The organism is Polaromonas sp. P4_H1, assembly GCF_056400945.1.
Map to the genome: position 1 here is coordinate 80222 of NZ_JBFUKG010000019.1, position 19393 is coordinate 99614.

Annotated in this window: 15 protein-coding genes and 1 riboswitch; of the genes, 4 read left to right on the forward strand and 11 right to left on the reverse strand. The window is 63.2% G+C overall.

The genetic code is table 11. The annotated features are described in order from the left end of the window. Positions 1–38: 38 nt before the first annotated feature. The 4 genes from AC1DS5_RS21205 to AC1DS5_RS21220 all read right to left on the reverse strand — a co-directional run bounded on the left by AC1DS5_RS21205 (position 39) and on the right by AC1DS5_RS21220 (position 6251). Entirely contained in the window at positions 39–3089 is a 3051-nt protein-coding gene (locus tag AC1DS5_RS21205) for a biosynthetic peptidoglycan transglycosylase (protein ID WP_477720235.1), read from the reverse strand. A 380-nt stretch (positions 3090–3469) separates the two neighbouring features. After that, positions 3470–5020, reverse strand: coding sequence for an ammonium transporter (locus AC1DS5_RS21210; RefSeq protein ID WP_477720236.1), 1551 nt, complete (start codon positions 5018–5020; stop codon positions 3470–3472). A 35-nt stretch (positions 5021–5055) separates the two neighbouring features. Further along, positions 5056–5394: a P-II family nitrogen regulator gene (glnK, locus tag AC1DS5_RS21215; protein WP_077591625.1), complete on the reverse strand. Its 339-nt coding sequence runs from the start codon at positions 5392–5394 to the stop codon at positions 5056–5058. 59 nt (positions 5395–5453) lie between these two features. Next, positions 5454–6251: a TorF family putative porin gene (locus AC1DS5_RS21220; protein ID WP_477720237.1), complete on the reverse strand. Its 798-nt coding sequence runs from the start codon at positions 6249–6251 to the stop codon at positions 5454–5456. A 206-nt stretch (positions 6252–6457) separates the two neighbouring features. Between AC1DS5_RS21220 and AC1DS5_RS21225 the strand changes: the two genes are divergently transcribed. Further along, a complete protein-coding gene (locus tag AC1DS5_RS21225; protein ID WP_477720238.1) occupies positions 6458–8032 on the forward strand; it encodes a YifB family Mg chelatase-like AAA ATPase in 1575 nt (524 codons plus the stop codon). Between the two features lie 207 nt (positions 8033–8239). On the opposite strand, the gene AC1DS5_RS21230 is transcribed toward AC1DS5_RS21225, so the two are convergent. The 6 genes from AC1DS5_RS21230 to metH form a co-directional block, all read right to left on the reverse strand. Further along, positions 8240–8584 carry a hypothetical protein gene (locus tag AC1DS5_RS21230; RefSeq protein WP_477720239.1) on the reverse strand — a complete coding sequence of 115 codons (345 nt, stop codon included), beginning with the start codon at positions 8582–8584 and terminating at the stop codon, positions 8240–8242. An 86-nt stretch (positions 8585–8670) separates the two neighbouring features. Then, entirely contained in the window at positions 8671–9165 is a 495-nt protein-coding gene (locus AC1DS5_RS21235) for a hypothetical protein (RefSeq protein WP_477720240.1), read from the reverse strand. Positions 9166–9394: 229 nt separating this feature from the next. Next, on the reverse strand, positions 9395–10114 hold the full coding sequence (locus AC1DS5_RS21240; protein ID WP_477720241.1) for a Crp/Fnr family transcriptional regulator: 720 nt from the start codon (positions 10112–10114) through the stop codon (positions 9395–9397). A 224-nt stretch (positions 10115–10338) separates the two neighbouring features. Beyond that, positions 10339–11055 (reverse strand): Crp/Fnr family transcriptional regulator, encoded by a 717-nt coding sequence (locus AC1DS5_RS21245; RefSeq protein ID WP_477720242.1) that lies wholly within the window; start codon positions 11053–11055, stop codon positions 10339–10341. Positions 11056–11521: 466 nt separating this feature from the next. Continuing rightward, positions 11522–12346: a glycine zipper 2TM domain-containing protein gene (locus AC1DS5_RS21250; protein WP_477720243.1), complete on the reverse strand. Its 825-nt coding sequence runs from the start codon at positions 12344–12346 to the stop codon at positions 11522–11524. A 244-nt stretch (positions 12347–12590) separates the two neighbouring features. Beyond that, positions 12591–15410 (reverse strand): methionine synthase, encoded by a 2820-nt coding sequence (gene metH / locus AC1DS5_RS21255; RefSeq protein WP_477720244.1) that lies wholly within the window; start codon positions 15408–15410, stop codon positions 12591–12593. 17 nt (positions 15411–15427) lie between these two features. Beyond that, positions 15428–15520, reverse strand: a riboswitch (S-adenosyl-L-homocysteine riboswitch). Between the two features lie 33 nt (positions 15521–15553). Here metH and AC1DS5_RS21260 point away from each other — a divergent pair. Next, positions 15554–16192 carry a cyclic nucleotide-binding domain-containing protein gene (locus AC1DS5_RS21260; RefSeq protein ID WP_477720245.1) on the forward strand — a complete coding sequence of 213 codons (639 nt, stop codon included), beginning with the start codon at positions 15554–15556 and terminating at the stop codon, positions 16190–16192. A 295-nt stretch (positions 16193–16487) separates the two neighbouring features. Here the strand turns inward: AC1DS5_RS21260 and AC1DS5_RS21265 are convergent, their stop codons facing one another. Next, positions 16488–17534 carry a homocysteine S-methyltransferase family protein gene (locus AC1DS5_RS21265; RefSeq protein WP_477720246.1) on the reverse strand — a complete coding sequence of 349 codons (1047 nt, stop codon included), beginning with the start codon at positions 17532–17534 and terminating at the stop codon, positions 16488–16490. Between the two features lie 245 nt (positions 17535–17779). On the opposite strand from AC1DS5_RS21265, the gene AC1DS5_RS21270 reads away from it, so the two are divergent. After that, a complete protein-coding gene (locus AC1DS5_RS21270; protein WP_477720253.1) occupies positions 17780–18751 on the forward strand; it encodes an IS5 family transposase in 972 nt (323 codons plus the stop codon). A gap of 170 nt (positions 18752–18921) precedes the next feature. After that, positions 18922–19314 (forward strand): rhodanese-like domain-containing protein, encoded by a 393-nt coding sequence (locus tag AC1DS5_RS21275; protein WP_041388161.1) that lies wholly within the window; start codon positions 18922–18924, stop codon positions 19312–19314. The last annotated feature ends 79 nt before the right edge of the window (positions 19315–19393 follow it).

Consider the following 19393-nt stretch of genomic DNA (forward strand, 5'->3'; position numbering starts at 1 on the left):
CCATACAGGGAAGCCATGAGCCTGGGCCCTCAATGCACTCAAGGCACGCAGGTGCCCGGCGGCGCGTCATCGCCGCCGCGCGCGTTCATCAGGGGCGTCAGCCTGGGGGCCAGCACTTTCAGCAATTGCACCGGCAGGCCGCTGGTGAAATCGTAGGCGGCAGCCTGGGCCCCCGGCACGTAGGCGATGATGGTTCCAAAAAAACGTTCATCGACGTTGAATACGAAAGTCGCCGAACGATTGACCACGCGCGACTTGATCAGCCGGCCTCCCCCGCCATAGACATCGAAGCGCTGATCGCCGGTGCCGGTCTTTCCGCCCACCGGCATGATACTGCCGTCTGGCCGCACAAAGGCCTGCTTCACGCGTTGCGCGGTGCCGCTCTCGACCACCAGCCGCAGCGCGCCGCGTACCGCCCGGGCGACTTCCGGCGCCAGCACCCGCTCCGCCTGGCCGGGTTTGTACTGCAGCACGGTTTCATAGGGCGTTGCGGCGGCGAAATGCAGGGACTGGATGCGCATGGCCGGTTTGCGCAGGCCATCGTTGACGAGGATCCCCATCAATTCCGCCAGCGCGGCGGGACGGTCGGCCGACGCGCCGATCGCGGTCGCATAGGACGGCACGAGAGCGTCAAAAGGGTAACCCGTGAGCGCCCATTGGCGATGGATTTCCAGAAAGCCTTCTCCTTCGAGCAGGCCCAAGATCCGCTTGTCCTGCGCCTGCTTGCGATGGGCGGAAAAAAGCCATGAATACACCGCCTGCCGCTCGGCGCTGCTGGCCTGCATCACCTGCGACTGGCTCGCCCCCGAATGGTTGCGCAGGTAGCCGACCAGCCACAACTCCAGCGGATGCACACCCGCCACGTAGCCGCGGTCGGCCAGGGACATCTGTCCGGGCGCAAATTGTGCGTAGAGCTTGGCCAGCCGGGGCTCGGCCGGGTCGATGCCGCCCGTCCGGTGGCGCTTCACAAACGCGGTGAACTGCTCCAGCGATGCGTCGGGTTCAATCGTGCGGAAGATGGCGGCCAGCCGTGACGCGGTCGGACGCACGCCCTGCAGCAGCACCTCCTCGGCCTCCTGCGCGGTCTTGCCGCGGTACTTGACCAGGAAGCGCCGCATGAAGACCTGCCCCTCCTTGTCGGCGAAACGCGCCAGGTAGTCGGCGCGGCGCGGGTCGTCGGCATCCTGCAGCAGCCTGGCCGAAGAACCGGGGGTCAGGAACATGTAGTGGTGCACGACGTCGCGCATCAGCCGGATGAACACCAGATTGACCGAGTTGCGCAGCCCATCGCGCACCGACATCACCTTGCCGTTGTCTTCGGGCTTGAAATTGTCAAAGTGGTGCAATCCGCCACCGGTAAAAAATCCTTCCCCCGTGCTGGCCGAATAGCGCCGCTCCAGCGCGGCCTCCAGCATGGGGGCCAGGCTCTTGTCTTTCGCAGTGAGAAAATAGTCGGCCGCCCAGCGCGTCAGGACATCCTTCTTGTCAACCTCCAGTGCGCGCAACTGTATGGCGTCCAGCCCGGCCAGGCGCTGGTGCAGCTTGTCCATGATGTCGAGGTAGGTCACCAGTGTGCGCAGCTTGGCGGTGGAGCCGAGGTCGAGCTTGGTGCCTTCGTTGATATTGAGCGGCTGGTCGAAATTGTCCGTCTGCACCCGCAGGTAATTGACGTCGCTTCCACGCTCGTACAGCGTGAAGCTATACACCACCTTGGCCGGATCGCCACGGTCCAGCAACTGCTTGCCGCTGAGCCCGGCCGCTTTGGCGCTGGCCGGGTCGCGCAACTCCCGCAACGCACGGGTGACCGCCTTCTGCACCGGCGCATCCAGCGTGCTGGCGACGGTAAGATCAAGGCGATCCAGGTCGTACAGGCGGCTGCCGCCGAGCAGGCCGGCAAGATGCGTACGGACCGTATTGGCCGCCTTCTGCTCGACAAAGGAAGCAGCCGCGGCAGGCACCTTGTCGGCGCGCCGGTTCAGGCTGGCCCGAAGCGCCGCGTCGCGCAGCGCGAGTGGAATCACGCCGGCGCTGCCGAGCACGCGCAGATGGCTGTCGGTGAGCTGTTCCAGCTCGGTTTCGCTGGCGTCGAAGTAGTATGAAGGACGGCGCTGCGCGATCAACAGGCTGAGCGCCTGCCTGTAAAGCCGCCCCGCCTCGCTGAGATCGCCGCCGTTCTCGTCCACGTCCACGTCTTTCAGGAGGCGATTGACCTCGTTGAAATCACGCCCGTACCAGACCCACAAGCCGTCACCCAGGCCATGCACTTCACCAAAGCCGGCCTTGGCTGACAGCGGCATTGTGTTGATGTAGCTCAGCACGACCTGGCGCCGTGCTGCACGGGTGTCCTCGCCCTGCTGGTAGGCACGCAGGGAGGCCGACACCATCTGTTGCAGCTTTTCCCGGATCGATGAGGTGCGCCCCTCGGAAGAATGGCGATATTTTTCAATCTGCGTTGCCAGCGTGCTGCCGCCGGGCGAACGGCCATTGCCGGTGATGCTGGTCCGGACGTTGTTCAGGACGGCATGGGCCAGCCGGTCCCATTCCACGGCCGGGTTGCGCTTCGGATGGTCCGGGTCAAGCAGCTCGCGGTTCTCGATGAACAGCAGGCTCTGCACCAGAACGGGCGCAATATCGTCAAAACTCTTGTAGACCCGTTCCGGATAGCGCTCCTGAAACAGGCTGTCGTTGTGGCAATCGACGATGATCAGGCCGCTCTGCGTCTTTTCAGGGTAGGGGGCAAAGTAACCAGCGTCCATGATGCGCACCATGCCCTCCGACGAGCGCGCCTGCTGCGTGATCTCGAAGCCCCGCCCCGTCAGCTTGCCCAGAAATGCCGGCAACTCCGTGTAGCCGAGGCGGTCGTCATACGGTCCGCTGCGGGGAAAACGGATGGACGGACTGGGCCCCTCGCCGAGGGTGTAGCTGGCCTTGCTGGCCAGGCTGGCAAAAAAGTGCGCCTGGTAACGGGAGGTGCTCAGTTCCCGCTCCACCACCAGCCCCAGCACGACGAGCACCATCAGCAGGGAAAACGCCCATGCGGTCCCAAACCAGCGAAAAAATGACAGCCATTTTTCCGGCACACGCGTCATCCTGAATCTCTCCGGTTATTGTTCCGTGCGGGCAAGACCGTGCAAGATATTGCCGAATCGATGAACAGGCCACCCGAATCAGCAATAAATGTACAAAATTGCAAGCGCCGGCGATACCCTCAGTTGCATCATCCCCGAGAAATGAGTTGTTGTATATCAATGTCGGCGAATGGCAACGCACGAGACGCCCTGACCTGCGACCTGCGGCGTAAGCCCGGCGCCGGGGCCCCGGCCATATCCCTTCAGCCGCCCCGCCTGTGTAAACCGCGCAGGCAAAAAAAACAGCCCACCGGCTTGGCACCGGCGGGCTGAACATCCAAAGGAGACTCTCGTTGATCAAGGGACTGCCTTCAAGGCAGTCCCGGCATTCCCTATTCCTGTTAGCGGTTGTAGGCTGTTTCACCGTGTGCGGTGATGTCCAGACCTTCGCGTTCGTCTTCTTCGCTCACGCGCAGGCCGATCGTCAGGTCAACAATCTTGTAGGCGATGAAGGACACCACGCCAGACCAGACGATGGTGATCAGCACGGCCTTGGCCTGGATCCACAGTTGTGACACGACCGAGAAGTCGGCAGCGGTCACCACGGTGGCCGTCGTCCAGTCAGCCACAAAGCCGGGGCCGCCCAGGCTTGGGGAGTTGAACACGCCGGTGAGCAAGGCACCCAGAATACCGCCGATACCGTGCACGCCGAACACGTCGAGCGAGTCGTCAGCACCCAGCAGTTTCTTCAGGCCATTCACGCCCCAGAGGCAGGCAAAGCCAGCCACCAGACCGATCACCAGGCCACCACCGATACCCACGTTGCCGGCTGCCGGCGTGATGGCCACCAGACCCGCAACCGCACCGGATGCAGCACCCAGCATCGAAGCCTTGCCACGCATCAGCGATTCACCGACACACCATGCCAGCACAGCGGCGGCGGTGGCAGCGAGCGTATTGATGAATGCCAGGGCGGCAAAACCATTGGCTTCGAGCGCGGAACCGGCATTGAAACCAAACCAGCCAACCCACAGCAGAGCGGATCCGACCATGGTCAGCGTGAGGCTGTGAGGCGCCATCGACTCCTTGCCGTAGCCGATACGCTTTCCGATCACATAGGCACCGACCAGGCCGGCAACAGCAGCATTGATGTGCACGACGGTACCGCCGGCAAAGTCCAGCGCGCCCATTTGCCAGATATAACCGGCCTTGCCGTTCATCGCGTCAACCACTTCCTTGCCCGTGTAGGCATCAGGACCCATCCAGAACCACACCATGTGCGCAATCGGGGCGTAGCTGAAGGTGAACCAGATGGCCATGAACAGCAGCACGGCGGAGAACTTGATGCGTTCGGCAAAGGCGCCGACGATCAGGGTACAGGTGATGCCCGCGAAAGTCGCCTGGAAGGCGGCAAACACGATTTCAGGAATCACGACGCCCTTGCTGAAGGTGGCAGCGTTGGCGAAGGTGCCGGCCGCGTTGTCCCAGATCCCTTTCATGAACAGCCGGTCAAAGCCGCCAAAGAAAGCGTTGCCCTCGGTGAATGCCAGGCTGTAGCCGTAAATGAACCACAACACGACGATCATGGAAAAAGTCACCATGACCTGCATCAGGACCGATAGCATGTTCTTGCTGCGGACCAGGCCGCCGTAGAACAGGGCCAGACCCGGAACGGTCATCATGATCACCAGAAGGGTGGAGACCATCATCCAGGCCGTATCTCCCTTGTTGGGGACAGGAGCAGGTGCTGAGGCCGCTGCGGCAGCAGGCGCTGCGGCTGCCGCGGCGGGGGCTGCAGCGGCAGCGGGCGCCGCCGGAGCGGCTGCCTCGGCCGGCTTGGCTTCGGCGGCGGCCGACGCGGCAGGCGCTGCTGCCGGCGCCTGCGCCATCACGGCTGCGCCGATACCCAGCAAACTCAATCCCAATACAAGGGAAGCAAGAAGTTTTTTCATGTCAATGTTCTCTTTTTTCTAGGTTGAGCCGAGCTTTAGAGCGCTTCCTTGCCGGTTTCACCGGTGCGGATGCGCACAACCTGCTCGAGGTTATAGACAAAGACCTTGCCGTCGCCGATCTTGCCGGTGCGGGCAGCACCTTCAACCGCTTCAATCACGCGGTCCACCAGCTCGTCAGAGACTGCCGCCTCAATTTTGACCTTGGGCAGAAAGTCGACCACGTACTCTGCACCGCGGTACAGTTCCGTGTGGCCTTTCTGACGGCCGAAGCCCTTGACTTCCGTCACCGTGATGCCTTGCACGCCAATACCGGAGAGTGCTTCACGCACCTCGTCCAGCTTGAACGGTTTAATGATGGCCGTTACTAGTTTCATTTCAGGTTCCTCCAGGATGAATAGGGAAGCGGCCAGGCTGTGCGCCGCTTCTGCCGCCTTTACAGGGTTTTGGTCAGCGTCACAACCAGCGTGCCCTTGTTGATGGACTTGCCGCTGGTGTCAACTGACGCGGGATACAGATAGCTGTTTTTCTTGTTGCCACCGACCACAGCACCCGACAGGGAGAGACCGTCGCCCAGGTCGTAGGCGGCGCCAACGCTGTAGTCCATGTAATCAGGCAGGCCGGCGGAGTTCGCGGCGCTCTTCAGGTCGGTAAAGCCGAGGGAGGCCTTGAAGGTCACCTTGGGCATCACTTCCTGGGCGAACGCCAGGTTCAGGTAGCCGGTGCCACGGCCCTCACCCACCAGGTATTCCTTGCCGAGTCCAAAGTAGCCCTTGGAAACGGTGTGGGAGTACTTGGCGCTGACCGGCCCGTAAGCGGCCCCGAGGTAGACCTCGGTCGTGTTGGCGCCACTGGCACCCGGATAGAGGTAGGTCAGAGCGCCCACATCCATGTCGAGAGGGCCGGCCTTGAACTTGTAGCCACCATAGAGATCGACTTCAACATGGCTGTTGTCGCCGGAAGGCAGGTACTTGGTCCAGTTGATGGTGGAGTTCCAGTTACCCACATAGAAACCGTTGCTGAACGCATAATCGACGCCGCCCTGCAGGGCCGGCTTGAAACTTCGTGTCTTGGAGTAATCCTGGTCCTGGCCACGGAACTTGTAATTGCTGGTCAGGGAGATGTTGAATGACAGCGGGGATGGCTCTGCGGCAGGGGCTGGCGTCTGGGCAAAGACTGCGCTGGACATAACCAGAGATGCGGCAAGTGCGACCTGGACGGGGATAAGTTTCATGAGAAGCTCCGAAGGTTGTTGAAGTTGGTTGAAGTTGCCCGAATTGTTCGTAGCACGTTACGTGCCAAACCCCCGCTCCTTCTGTGGGTACACGTCTACCTTTTCGCGCACTGTCGCGTTACATCTAAACCAAGAAAAACGAATATTGCACCAAGTTGGCTCAAATATGCGCACAACTTTGATGCATTTAAGAGGGAGTTACAAAAATGAGCTTGTCTTTAGTGCATAGCCGGGCCCTGCTGGGTCTGGAGGCACGGCCGGTGTGCGTCGAAGTGCATCTGGCGAACGGCTTGCCCAGCTTCACCCTGGTGGGCCTGGCTGAAACCGAGGTGAAGGAAGCACGCGAGCGGGTGCGCTCCGCCATTCAGAACACCGGGCTGGAGTTTCCGGCCAACAAGAGGATCACGGTGAATCTGGCACCTGCGGATTTGCCCAAGGACTCCGGCCGCTTTGATTTGCCGATTGCCCTGGGCATTCTGGCAGCCAGCGGCCAGCTGGACGCCCGCAAGCTGGCGGGCTATGAGTTCGCGGGGGAGTTGTCTTTGGGCGGTGACCTGCGCCCTGTAAGAGGCGCCTTGGCCATGAGCCTGGCACTGGCGCACCTCGCAAAAAACGATGGCGCCATGACTCCTGACAAACCCGGCATGCCGGCCAGGCAACCCAAATTGGTGCTGCCGGAAGGCAGCGCCCAGGAGGCAGCGCTGGTTCCCGACGCCGAAATCTACCGTGCGCACCATTTGCTGGACGTGGTCAGGCAATTCCTGCCCGGTGACACGCCACCCGAGGTGCTGGACGGCTGGACCCGGATCGCGCCCATTCCTCGCCGGGAGCAGGCAGATTACCCGGATCTCGCCGACGTCAAGGGCCAGGCGGCGGCCCGGCGGGCGCTGGAAATTGCCGCGGCCGGCGGACACAGCATCTTGATGATGGGCGCGCCCGGCTCCGGCAAATCCATGCTGGCACAACGTTTTGCCGGCCTGCTGCCCGCCATGACCACCGAGGAGGCGCTGGAAAGCGCCGCGGTCGCCTCGCTGGGCGGTCGCTTCGCGCTGGAAAACTGGGCCCTCCGGCCGACCTGCGCGCCCCACCATACGGCCAGCGCCGTGGCACTGGTGGGCGGCGGCTCGCCGCCCCGCCCGGGCGAGATCTCGCTGGCCCATCGGGGCGTTCTGTTTCTCGATGAGTTGCCTGAATTCCCGCGCGCCGCACTGGAAGCACTGCGTGAGCCGCTGGAATCCGGCACCATCACGATTTCCCGGGCAGCACAGCGCGCCGAGTTTCCAGCGCGCTTTCAGCTGGTCGCCGCCATGAACCCCTGCCCCTGCGGCTACCTCGGCTCCAGCCTGCGTGCCTGCCGTTGCTCGCCCGACCAGGTGTCCCGTTACCAGGGCAAGCTCAGCGGCCCCCTGCTGGACCGGATTGACCTGCATGTGGAAGTCGGTGCGCTGGCCGCCGATGAACTGGTGAACACGCCGCCCGGCGAGGCCACCGCCTCAATCCGGGGCCGGGTGGTCCAGGCCCGCGAGCGGGCCATCACCCGGCAGGGCAGCACCAACCAGGCCCTGGAAGGCCAGGCGATTGATGCGCAATGCCAGCTCGATGACGCGGCGGCGAAATTTCTGAACACCGCCGCCACGCGGCTGGGTTGGTCAGGTCGCAGCATTCATCGGTGCCTGAAGGTGGCAAGAACCATTGCGGACCTGGCGGGTGCGGCCACGGTGCAGGTCACGCATGTAGCCGAGGCGGTGCAGTACCGCCGTGCGCTCAAGGCCGCTCACTAAACCTGGCGCCGGGGCGTCATTCACCAGTGCCAGGACCCGCAGCCTCCGCTGAGGCTGCAGGTGCATGATGGCTCCGCCCCCGGAGTGCCGTGGCAAACGATGTACCGGGTTTTCCCGTCCAACCCGTTGCAACAAGGCGCTCGCTGCGCGCTGCTTCCAGGACGGCCGGCAGGTCCGCTTCCAGCAGGGCGAGGGGGCTTTGGCCGTTCAACCAGACGCAAGGCTGGACAAACCAGACGGCAAGCGCCCAGCCGTCAAACGCGCCCCCAGTTCGGCGCGCACCTTCCGGGGCGCCTGCCTGATCGACAGGTCGCGAAAGTCAAACTGAAACATCGGAATCCAGAAGTTGCCCTGCCATTCAAAACCAAAAATATTGCCCGAGATGATCAGCTTTGCCAGGCTCACAGCATTTCCAAGCTGGCGCTTCTCCAGCCAGCCGGCGAGATCGCTCTCGCGCACCGCCCCACCTGAGGCCTGACACCCTGCACGCACCGCTGCGAAATCGCGATCGCCAGCGAGACCGGCGTTTTTTTCATCCGGCGCCTGCGTCACCTGCTCAATCGATGTACCCATGGCTCAGCGATTCCCGTGATTTCAGTGCGTAGTGCGTGACCGGATCGCCCGGAACAGGCTGCGGCTCAGAGAAGCGGCCGGGCCGCTGAACCATTCAGGAGGGCCAGCTCCCGTTCCAGATGGCCGCAGCGATCGCGTTCCAGCATCAGCGCCGTGTGCAATTGCTCCAGCGCCTCCACACATTCCAGCACAATGGCCTGAACCCGACCCGCTGCATGTTGCGGCTGCGGCCCGGTGACGACGGCCAGCCGCTCGCCTACCGTTTGCCTCAGCCTTGATTCGACGGCGCGGAACATGGCGTCCCAGTCATCGTTCGCGATCTCACGCGACTGCCCGGTCAGCAAGGCGCTTGCCGCCAGTAAGGCAACAGCGTCGCCTGTGTCTGTGTCTGTGTCAGCGTCATGGCCCCTGGCACAGGCGAAAGAGATGTTGATCGCGGCGGCAGCTCCGGCGTAGTGACTCCTTGAGTCTGGCCCGAGCCCCCCGGAAATCGGCATGGTCGACGCCAGGTACGCCAGGTTCGCGGCCCCGGGTGCCCGATCAGGTTTTGTGTGGATCATGGCACACCTCGTACTAAGTTAGGTTGATTCATCACGCTGCAACAGCGGTCAGGTGCCTCGACCAGGTACACGGCTGGCAATATCGCACTGGTTTCTTATAGCAAGTCGCGATTCGTGCGTCGGTGCGCTAACGAACAAAACCGGGAACAGGCAAACCCGGATGCTCGCCTCCCTCCCCGCAATGGCGACCGTCTTTTCAGGGAGCCGCCGAGCGTCGCTGGACCAGGCATTAAAGCCCTGTGGGGCGACGGGATGAGACGTCCAGCAGTTCGGCATAGGACTGCCGCCCAGCGGCATAACAGCCACATGCCGCGGCTTCGAGCCCGCTGCGGTCCAGCACCCTGAAGTCGCCGCGGTGGTATTCGATGAGGCCGCTGCGCTGCAAAGCACCGGCAGCCGCCGTGACGCCGACGCGGCGCATACCGAGCATGTAGGCGAGAAAGGCTTGCGTAACATGAAAACTGTCGGAGTGGGCACGGTCCTGGGTCATCAGCAGCCAGCGCGCCAGGCGCGGGCCGATCAGGTGAAAGCGCAGGCACGCAGCCGATGCGGCCTGCTGGGCCATGAGCACATAGAGGTAGCGATTGAGGCCGCGCTGCAGTGCCGCACTGCCTGCGAGCTCTTTGCGGAAGGCGCCGGTGCCTATGCGCCAGGCCGCACCCGGGCCTTGCACCAGCGCATGCAAGGGCGAGGTGACCACGCCAAGGGCCACCTGCGCGCCCAGCATGCCCTCGCGGCCCACCATGCCCACTTCCACGCCGGGGCTGCCGTCAAGCAGCGCCACCAGCGAAATGAAGCCCTCGGTGGGAAAGTAGACATGGCGCGTTGGCGTGCCGGGCTCGCACAGCACTTCGGACAGCACCAGCTGGACGGGCTCGCAAATGGCCAGCAGCCGCACGCGGTCCTTGCGGGGAAGCCGCTCGATCAGATGGTTCTGGACGGTGGCCAAAATGGCTCTCCGGTGTGCTGCCGGCCCTCTCAGGTGTCGGGGGCGAGCATGGCGCGCTGCTGCGAGATGCAGTGTAGGTCGATGTACCGAGTATGCGCCACGCACCGCCGCGCCACTGTATGCCAGCGCACACACGGCGCGATGTGCCAGGGTGTGGCCACGGCCGAAGCGCCAGGCAGCCGGGGCCGGGCCGAAAGCCGGCACCCGCCCCAGACCTCAAGCCGTCAAGCCGCCAGCCGCTGGGGAAGCAGGCGGTCGTACTCCTTCTTGACCACCGCATAACACTCGCAGGTGCGCTGCTCCAGCCCCTGGCGGTCCAGCACGGAGATGCGGCCGCGCGCATAGCTGATCAGCCCGGCCTTTTGCAGCTTGAGCGCGCCCTCCGTCACGCCTTCGCGGCGCACGCCGAGCATGTTGGCGATCAACTCCTGCGTCATCACCAACTCGTTGCCCTGCAGGCGGTCCAGGCTCAGCAGCAGCCAGCGGCACAGCTGCTGGTCCAGCGAATGGTGGCGGTTGCACGCCGCGGTTTGCGCCATCTGCGTGATCAGCGCCTGGGTATAGCGCAGCATCAGGTGCAGCACCGGCGCTTTCTTAAACTCGTCCCTCATCAACTGCGCCTTCAGCCGAAAACCCTGGCCAGCGCTTTGCACCACCGCACGGCTGGGCGTGGACTCGCCGCCCATGAACAGCGAAATGCCGACGACGCCCTCGTTGCCCACGACGGCAATCTCGGCCGAGGCGCCGTTTTCCATCACATACAGCAAAGAGACGATGGCTGTCGTTGGAAAATACACGTGGCTCAATGTGCCGCCCGACTCGTACAGCACCTGGCCCAGCGGCATGTCGACAACTTCCAGTTGCGGCAGCCAGCGCTTCCACTCGGCATCTGGCAGGGCGGCGAGCAGCTGGTTCTTTTTGGGGTCGGGGGAAATGGCCATCACAAAACTCCGGGGCGGGGTCTGACTTCGAAAACCACCTCTGGCAGAGGTTTTGGTAGCGCCTTGGACTATATGCAGCCAGATCCCATGTTGTATGTTCGCTAGCGCACATACAAGTCGCCAATTTAACTTTATATGTTCGATAGCGAACATACAGGAGAAGAGATCGGACAGCCAGAAAAAAACGCTTTCCGCCCGGATTCGGGTTGCGCCTGGCTCAATCCAGGCATCGCCCCCAGAAATCAAGCTATTTTTGAGGGTAGTACTGCTAAAAATTGGCCTTGTCAACAGCCTGGCCGGACTGATGTGCTTGATGTCTGACGCCGTCCAGCGGACACAAAAAAAGCGCCAGGCGAAAGCTGATGGCAGCTTTCGCCTGGCGCGGGGGATGGCTTGCAGGTCTGTCAGATGGCCAGGATTGCCACCGATCTCGCCGTCATGCTGCTCAGGAACCTCTCGGGCTTGATCAACGCCCCTGGTACTCCGGGGAGAGTGCAGGCTGTGCGGCCACAGGCGCCGGGGGTGGCTTGGGGCCGTAGGTTGCGCCATCGCTGGTGCGCAGGGTTGCGCCTTCCACGGTCACACGGCTGCCAACTGCGGGCGCGTGCGCCACTTCCACGGTGCGGCGCGAACCGTCTTCCATGTGCACGCCGACCTGGTAGACCGTTTCCTTGCGTACCTGGCCTTCTATCGCATTGCCGGCAAAACCGCCGCCGACCGCGCCCAGGATGGTGGCGGCAGTCCGTCCGCCGCCATGGCCCACCTGGTTGCCCAGCACGGCACCCAGCACCCCACCAGCCACCGCGCCCACGCCGGGGCCGGCCGGCTTGGCGGAACGCACCACCGGCGTGACCGATTCAACGGAACCACACACCGCGCACACCGCTGGTGCCGCCGCCATAACGGGGGCCGGCGCGGCAGACGGCGCGGGCGAAACGCCCGAGTAGCTCGGCGCCTGTGCCGGCACAGGCCTGGGTTGGGGTTTGACCACTTTTTTGGCCGGTGCGGGCGCAGCAGCGGGCTTGGCGGGTGCAGCCGCCGGCTTTTCAATCAGGTCGTCGGCTGCATTGGCGGAAGCAGCAGGCCCGGCCAGCTGCGGCGCAGCCGGGGCCTGGGGTGTCGTCACGGCCGCCACACTGGCAGCAGGAGGCTGGGCACGCTGGTTGTACAGCATGGTGGCCCCCATGCCGAGCACCGCCACACCGAGTATGCCGATCGCAGCCCACAGGGGCTTGCTGCCAGACGAGGCCGGTTGCTGGCCGGGCTGGAGGTTATCGACGGAGGTGGTCATGGGATATCCCTTCTTTTGTTAAACAGATCCCGGGACGGCAGCAAGCTGCATGAACGCAAGCTGGTGCCCTTGTCGCCGCTCACTCATGAACGTCCGAGACAGCCTAAAGGTACACAGACCGCGCCAACGACACGTGTTTTTTTGTAAATGCAGGCAATGCGGCGGTAAACACACGGTAAACAGGAGGGTAGGAGCGCAGCCGGGAGCCGGCCGCCCTCGTGTCGTCCTGGCCGGCCCTGCCGCCTCACAAATTGGGGGCCAGCAAGCGTTGCAATTCTTCCGCTTTTGCACCGCGCCGCCGGGCCAGATCCTGCAGCTGGTCGTCGCCGATCTTGCCCACGTTGAAATAAGTGCTCTCGGGGTGGCTCAGGTAAAAGCCACTGACGCTGGCTGCCGGCGTCATGGCCAGGCTCTCGGTGAGAGCCATGCCCACCTCGCCCGCCTTGAGCAACGCAAACATATCGCCTTTGACGCTGTGGTCCGGGCAGGCCGGGTATCCGGGCGCCGGGCGGATGCCCTGGTATTTTTCGGCGATCAGCGCCTCCGCGCCCAGCGACTCGGCCGGCACATAGCCCCACAAATCCTTGCGCACGCGCTGGTGCATGGCCTCGGCAAATGCTTCTGCCAGCCGGTCAGCCAGCGCCTTGAGCATGATGGACGAGTAGTCATCATGGTCGTCAAGAAAGTATTTCTCCTTCTTCTCGGCGCCCAGGCCGGCGGTGACGGCAAAGAGGCCGATGTAGTCGGCAATTCGAGCGTCTTTCCGGCCCGAATCCGGGACAGCAGCTGCGCGAGCGGCCATCACATCAGGCGCGAGCACCTTGGGTGCGACAAAGTCGGCCAGGCAGCGGCTGGGCCGCATCACGCCGTCCACCGCGGTTTTCTCCGCCTGCTGGCGCAGGCCGTACCAGGTCATGGCCACCTCGCTGCGCGACTCATCGGTGTAAATCTCGATGTCGTCGCCCACGCTGTTGGCAGGATACAGGCCGATCACCCCACTGGCGGTGAGCCAGCGGCCCTCGATCAGGCGCTTGAGCATGCGTTGCGCGTCGGCATACACCCGCACCGCCTCGGTACCGACCACCTCGTCCTTCAGGATGGCCGGGAACGGGCCCGCCAGGTCCCAGGTCTGGAAAAACGGGCCCCAGTCGATGAACTGCGCAAGCTCGGCCAGGTCGAAGTTTTTGAAGACGCGCCGGCCGATGAACTTGGGCACGGGCGGCGTGTAGCTTGTCCAGTCGATGGGCGTTTTGTTGGCGCGGGCCTTGGCCAGCGGCCACATCGGTGTCTGCTTCTTGTTGGCGTGCTGGGTGCGCACCTTGTCGTAGTCCGCCCTCAGCTCATCAATGTATTTGGTGGCCTGGTCGGACAGCAGGCTTTGCGCCACGCTCACGCTGCGCGAGGCATCGGGCACATAGACCACCGGACCCTCGTAGTGGGGGGAAATCTTCACCGCCGTGTGCACCCGGCTGGTGGTGGCGCCGCCTATCAGCAGCGGGATTTTCTTGATGCGGAAATGGTCGTCCTTCTGCATCTCGCTTGCTACGTACTGCATCTCTTCCAGGCTGGGCGTGATCAGGCCGGACAGGCCCACGATGTCGGCGCCCTCGACCTTGGCGCGCGCCAGGATTTCGTGGCAGGGCACCATCACGCCCATGTTGACCACTTCGAAGTTGTTGCACTGCAGGACCACGGTCACGATGTTCTTGCCGATGTCGTGCACGTCGCCCTTGACGGTGGCGATGATGATTTTGCCCTTGGTCTTCACGTCGCCACCGGCGGCTTCCAGCAGCAGTTTTTCGGCTTCGATGTAAGGCAGCAGGTGCGCCACCGCCTGCTTCATCACCCGGGCGCTTTTGACCACCTGCGGCAGGAACATCTTGCCCTGGCCGAACAGGTCACCCACCACGTTCATGCCGTCCATCAGCGGGCCCTCGATGACATGCAGCGGCCGCCCGCCTTCGGCCTTGATGGCCTGCCACATTTCCTCGGTGTCTTCGGTGATGAACTCGTTCATGCCCAGCACCAGCGCGTGCGACAGGCGCTCGCGCACCGGCAGCGCGCGCCATTCGTTTTTCTTGCTGTCGTCCCTGGCGCCGCTTTTGGCGCTTTCCGCGACTTCGATGAGACGCTCACTGGGTGTGAGTTCAGGCTCACCCGGCTTGTAAACCGGCTGGCGGTTGAGGACCACGTCCTCGACGCGCTCGCGCAGCGTCGGCTCCAGGTCATCGTACACACCGACCATGCCGGCATTGACGATGCCCATGTCCATGCCGGCCTGGATCGCGTGGTACAAAAACACCGTGTGAATGGCTTCACGCACCGGGTCATTGCCGCGGAAGCTGAAACTCACGTTGGACACGCCGCCCGACACCTTGGCGCCCGGCAGGTTGGCCTTGATCCAGCGTGTGGCGTTGATGAAATCGACCGCGTAGTTGTTGTGCTCTTCAATGCCGGTGGCAATGGCAAAGATATTGGGGTCAAAGATGATGTCTTCGGGCGGAAAGCCGACCTCATCGACCAGCACGCGGTAGGCACGCTCGCAGATTTCAATCTTGCGCTGGTAGGTGTCGGCCTGGCCCTGCTCGTCAAATGCCATCACCACGGCGGCCGCGCCATAGCGCTTGAGCAGCTTGGCCTGGTGCTTGAAGGGCTCCAGCCCCTCCTTCATGGAAATCGAGTTGACGATGCCCTTGCCCTGGATGCAGCGCAGGCCGGCCTCGATCACGCTCCACTTGGAGCTGTCGATCATGATGGGCACGCGGGCAATGTCGGGTTCGCTGGCGATCAGGTTCAAAAAGCGCACCATGGCGGCCTGGCTGTCCAGCATGGCCTCGTCCATGTTGATGTCGATGATTTGCGCGCCGTTTTCCACTTGCTGGCGCGCCACGACCAGGGCCTGCTCGTACTCGCCATTCAAAATCATGCGGGCAAAAGCCTTGGAGCCGGTGACATTGGTACGCTCGCCGATGTTGACAAAGAGCGTGCCCTCCCCGATAGCCACAGGCTCCAGGCCGGACAGTTTCATGGGAGGAACAGCGATGGGATCTTGAATTTCGGACATGCACTCACCTTTTGGGCTCAAGGTGAGCGTCGTTACTGCGGCGCCTCGGGGGAGGCGCCGGTAACCCAAGCCTGACGAATGAATGCTTCGCTGCAACGCTCCTTGGGTTACCATTATTTTAAGGGCAGGCAGCAGCCGGCGCCATGCCTCACAATAAATCCGCAAAATCCATGTTTGAAACCCTGTTTGGCGACAAGAAAAAGGCGGCGACCGGTCCACCCGAGCTGATGCGGCCGGAAGAACGCATGCGTGCGGTTGAAGGCTCCAGCACGGCCGAACTGGCGGCCAGGCTGCTGATTGCGCCGACAGCACTGATGCAGCTCACGCCCGAAGAGGCGCTCACCGTGGTGAGCTACATGGTTCCGCAAAAAATTGCCGCGGGCACCACCTTCATCACCGAAGGGGACAAAAGCGAAACCGACTACATGCTGCTGGTGCTTGAAGGCGAGGTCACCGTGGAAAGCATCATGGTCAGCCGCCGCACGCCCGTCACCGTGTCGGTGCTGGGACCAGGCAGCCTGGTTGGCGAGATGGGGCTGGTCGATGGCCGGGCCCGGCTGGCGTCCTGCACGGCCAGCACCGACGTGCGGTGCGCGGTTTTGTCACGCGTCGCCCTCGAAGCACTCAGCACTGACCAGCCTCGCACGGCGGTCAAGCTGATGTTTGCGGTGTCGCTGCGGATTGCCGAGCGGCTGCGCGACGCCACCGAAAAACTCAAGAAATACAGCCAGCTCACGCAGGCCATGCAGCAGGAAATCGATCACCTGCTGCCGGACGACTGACGCGTTACGCGCAATAAAAAGCGAGGGGTCAGTTTCGTCGCCGGGCCGCCCCAAACAAGGCCAGCCCCCGACGGGCTGGAGCCTGCGGCTCCGAACCTGCTGGAGCAGGTTGGGACAGGCGACAGAGGCGAAGCGTCCCGCGAGCCTTGGCCGGCAAGGCGCGCTACACGCTGCGAGCGAACGTGGGGGCTCTTAATACCAGCGGGAGCCGCGGGACTGGCTTTGCCAGACCGCAGGCGCAGCGGCCCCCTCGGGGGGCAGCGCATTACACGAAGTGAAAAGCGTGGGGGCTTTATTAAGCCGCCTCGGGGTAGAAGAAGCGGGAAGCGACCGCCCGTGAAGGCAGGGGCGCCACCGCATTCGCAATGGCCTGGATATGCTCGGGCGTGGTGCCGCAGCAGCCGCCCACGATGTTGACCAGCCCCTCGTCGGCAAACTCGCGCAGCAGGCGCGAGGTCACGTCGGGCGTTTCGTCGAAGCCGGTGTCGCTCATGGGATTGGGCAGGCCGGCATTGGGGTAGCAGCTGATGAAGGTGTCGCCGGCCACGCGGGCCAGCTCCTGGATGTAGGGGCGCATCAGCGTGGCGCCCAGCGCGCAATTGAGACCAATGGCCAGCGGCCGGGCATGGCGCACGCTGTGCCAGAAGGCGGTCACGGTCTGGCCGCTCAGGATGCGGCCCGAGGCGTCCGTGACGGTGCCGCTGATGATGAGGGGCAGGCACTCGCCGGAATTGTCGAAATACTCGTCGATCGCAAACAGCGCCGCCTTGGCGTTGAGTGTGTCAAATATGGTTTCGACCAGCAGCACATCGCTGCCGCCCTTGACCAGCGCTTCGGTCTGCTCGTAATAAGCCTTGCGCAGTTCTTCAAAGCTGGTGTTGCGCGCACCCGGATCGTTCACATCGGGGCTGATGCTGGCGGTTTTGGGTGTCGGGCCCAGGGCGCCCACCACGAACCGCGGTTTGTCGGGCGTGGAAAACTTGTCGCAGGCGGCACGCGCGATGCGGGCCGACTCGTAGTTCATCTCCACGGCCAGGTCCGCCATGTCGTAGTCGGCCTGGGCGACCGTGGTGGCGCCAAAGGTGTTGGTCTCTATCATGTCGGCGCCAGAGGCGAGGTAGCCTTCATGGATGTCGCGGATCACGTCGGGACGGGTCAGGCTGAGCAGTTCGTTGTTGCCCTTGACGTCTTTGTGAAAATCCTTGAAGCGCTCGCCGCGGTACTGGGCTTCGTTCAACTTGAAGCGCTGGATCATGGTGCCCATCGCGCCGTCGAGAATGGCGATGCGTTGTTCCAGGATGGCTGGCAGTTGCTGTCCGTGGGTATAGATGAGGGGCTTCATGCCCCGATTTTAAGGTGCGGCAGCTTTTTTAGCAGGCTCCCGAATAGCGTCCCTGTTTTCCGCCAGGGCCACACTACCCTTCGACAGTGATCTGCACCAGCCGGGGCCGCGGGACTGGCTTCGCCAGACCGCAGGCGCAGCGCCCCCTTGGGGGGCAGAGAGCCACACGCAGTGGGCGAACGTGGGGGCCTTAGGGCAATGCTGATTAAGGTCCACGGCTCCGGAGGCAGAAGCGTTACATGGCGATGAAACAACAGACCCTGGCGATGGCAGCCGACCAATCGGGCTACGAGCAATACCGCAAGCCCACGCGGCGGGACGAATTCCTGGCGACCATGGAGGCCATCGTGCCATGGTCAGCGTTGTGCGGAGTGATTGAGCCGCACTATCCGAAGGCCGGCAACGGGCGCCCGCCCATTGGCCTGGAGCGCATGCTGCGCATCCATTTCATCCAGCACTGGTTCAACCTGGCCGATCTGGCCTGCGAGGAAGCCCTGTACGACAGCGTCAGCCTGCGCCGCTTCGCGGGAATCGATCTGGGCCGTGAGCCGGTGCCCGACGCCACCACGATGCTGAAGTTTCGCCGCCTTCTGAATGACAACAAGCTGGGCGAGGCACTGTTTGCCAAGGTGGGACAGGAGTTGCTGGCCCGGGGCTTCAAGGTCAACACCGGCACCATCGTGGACGCCACCATCATTGGCGCGCCCAGCTCGACCAAGAATGCCGGCAAGGCGCGTGACCCCGAGATGCATCAGACCCGCAAGGGCAAGCAATGGTATTTCGGCATGAAGCTGCACATCGGGGTGGACAGCCAAAGCGGGTTGGCGCACAGCGCGGTGGTCACGGCGGCCAATGTGCATGACAAACACCCGCTGCCTGACCTGCTGCATGGGCAAGAAAGGCGCGTGTACGGTGACTCGGCTTATGCCAGCCAGAAGGCGCTGATCGAGGGCAAGGCGCCCAAGGCCAAAGACTTCACGAACCAGCGCACACGGCGCAACGGCATCGTCGATGAAGCGGCCCGGGACAAGAACCGCAACAAGTCGCGCATCCGGGCACGGGTGGAGCATGTGTTTGGCGTGGTCAAGCGCCTGTGGGGTTTCGGCAAGGTGCGGTACCGGGGTCTGGCCAAGAACGCGACACGGGCATTTACAGCTCTGGCATTGGCCAACATCTACCTCAGCCGATCCAGGCTGATGGGACAGGTGCGCCCATGAGGGCGGAAAACGAGCCGAGAGGCCCAAGAAACAGGCTCAGAGGGCCTCAAGAAAGGTCGCTCAGCGACCCGTTTGAATCCAATCGCTCCGTCATTGACCCGCATGGGCTCTTTGACGGGGCTTATTCAGCGTAGCCTTAGACGACAATAGCGGGCATTGGCTCACCGCACATGAAAAACCTCCAACCCAAAGAAGCCTGGACCTGGCTGCAGGCGCACCCCGACACCCTGTTCGTGGATGTGCGCATGGAAATCGAGTCGCTGTATGTCGGCCGCCCGCCCGGTGTGGTCCATGTGCCGTGGTATGAATACCCTGACCTGCAGCCTGATCCGCAGAAATTTGCCGAAGCTGTGGTTCGCGAGGCCACCGGCAAAACCCAGCCGGTATTGCTGATCTGCCGCTCCGGCAAGCGCACGCTGGACGCCGGCAAGGCGCTGGAGGCCGCCGGATTTTCCGACGTGCAGCATGTGGTGCATGGCTTTGAAGGGGAGCTTGACGAGCAGTTTCGCAGGTCAACACTCTCGGGCTGGCGCTTTGACGGCCTGCCCTGGGAGCAGATGTAGCTGCATTTGGCATCAAATCAGCCGCCAGCCTTGGCTTCATCTGAACCATTGGCTATCACTTTTATAGCAACCCAGCCTC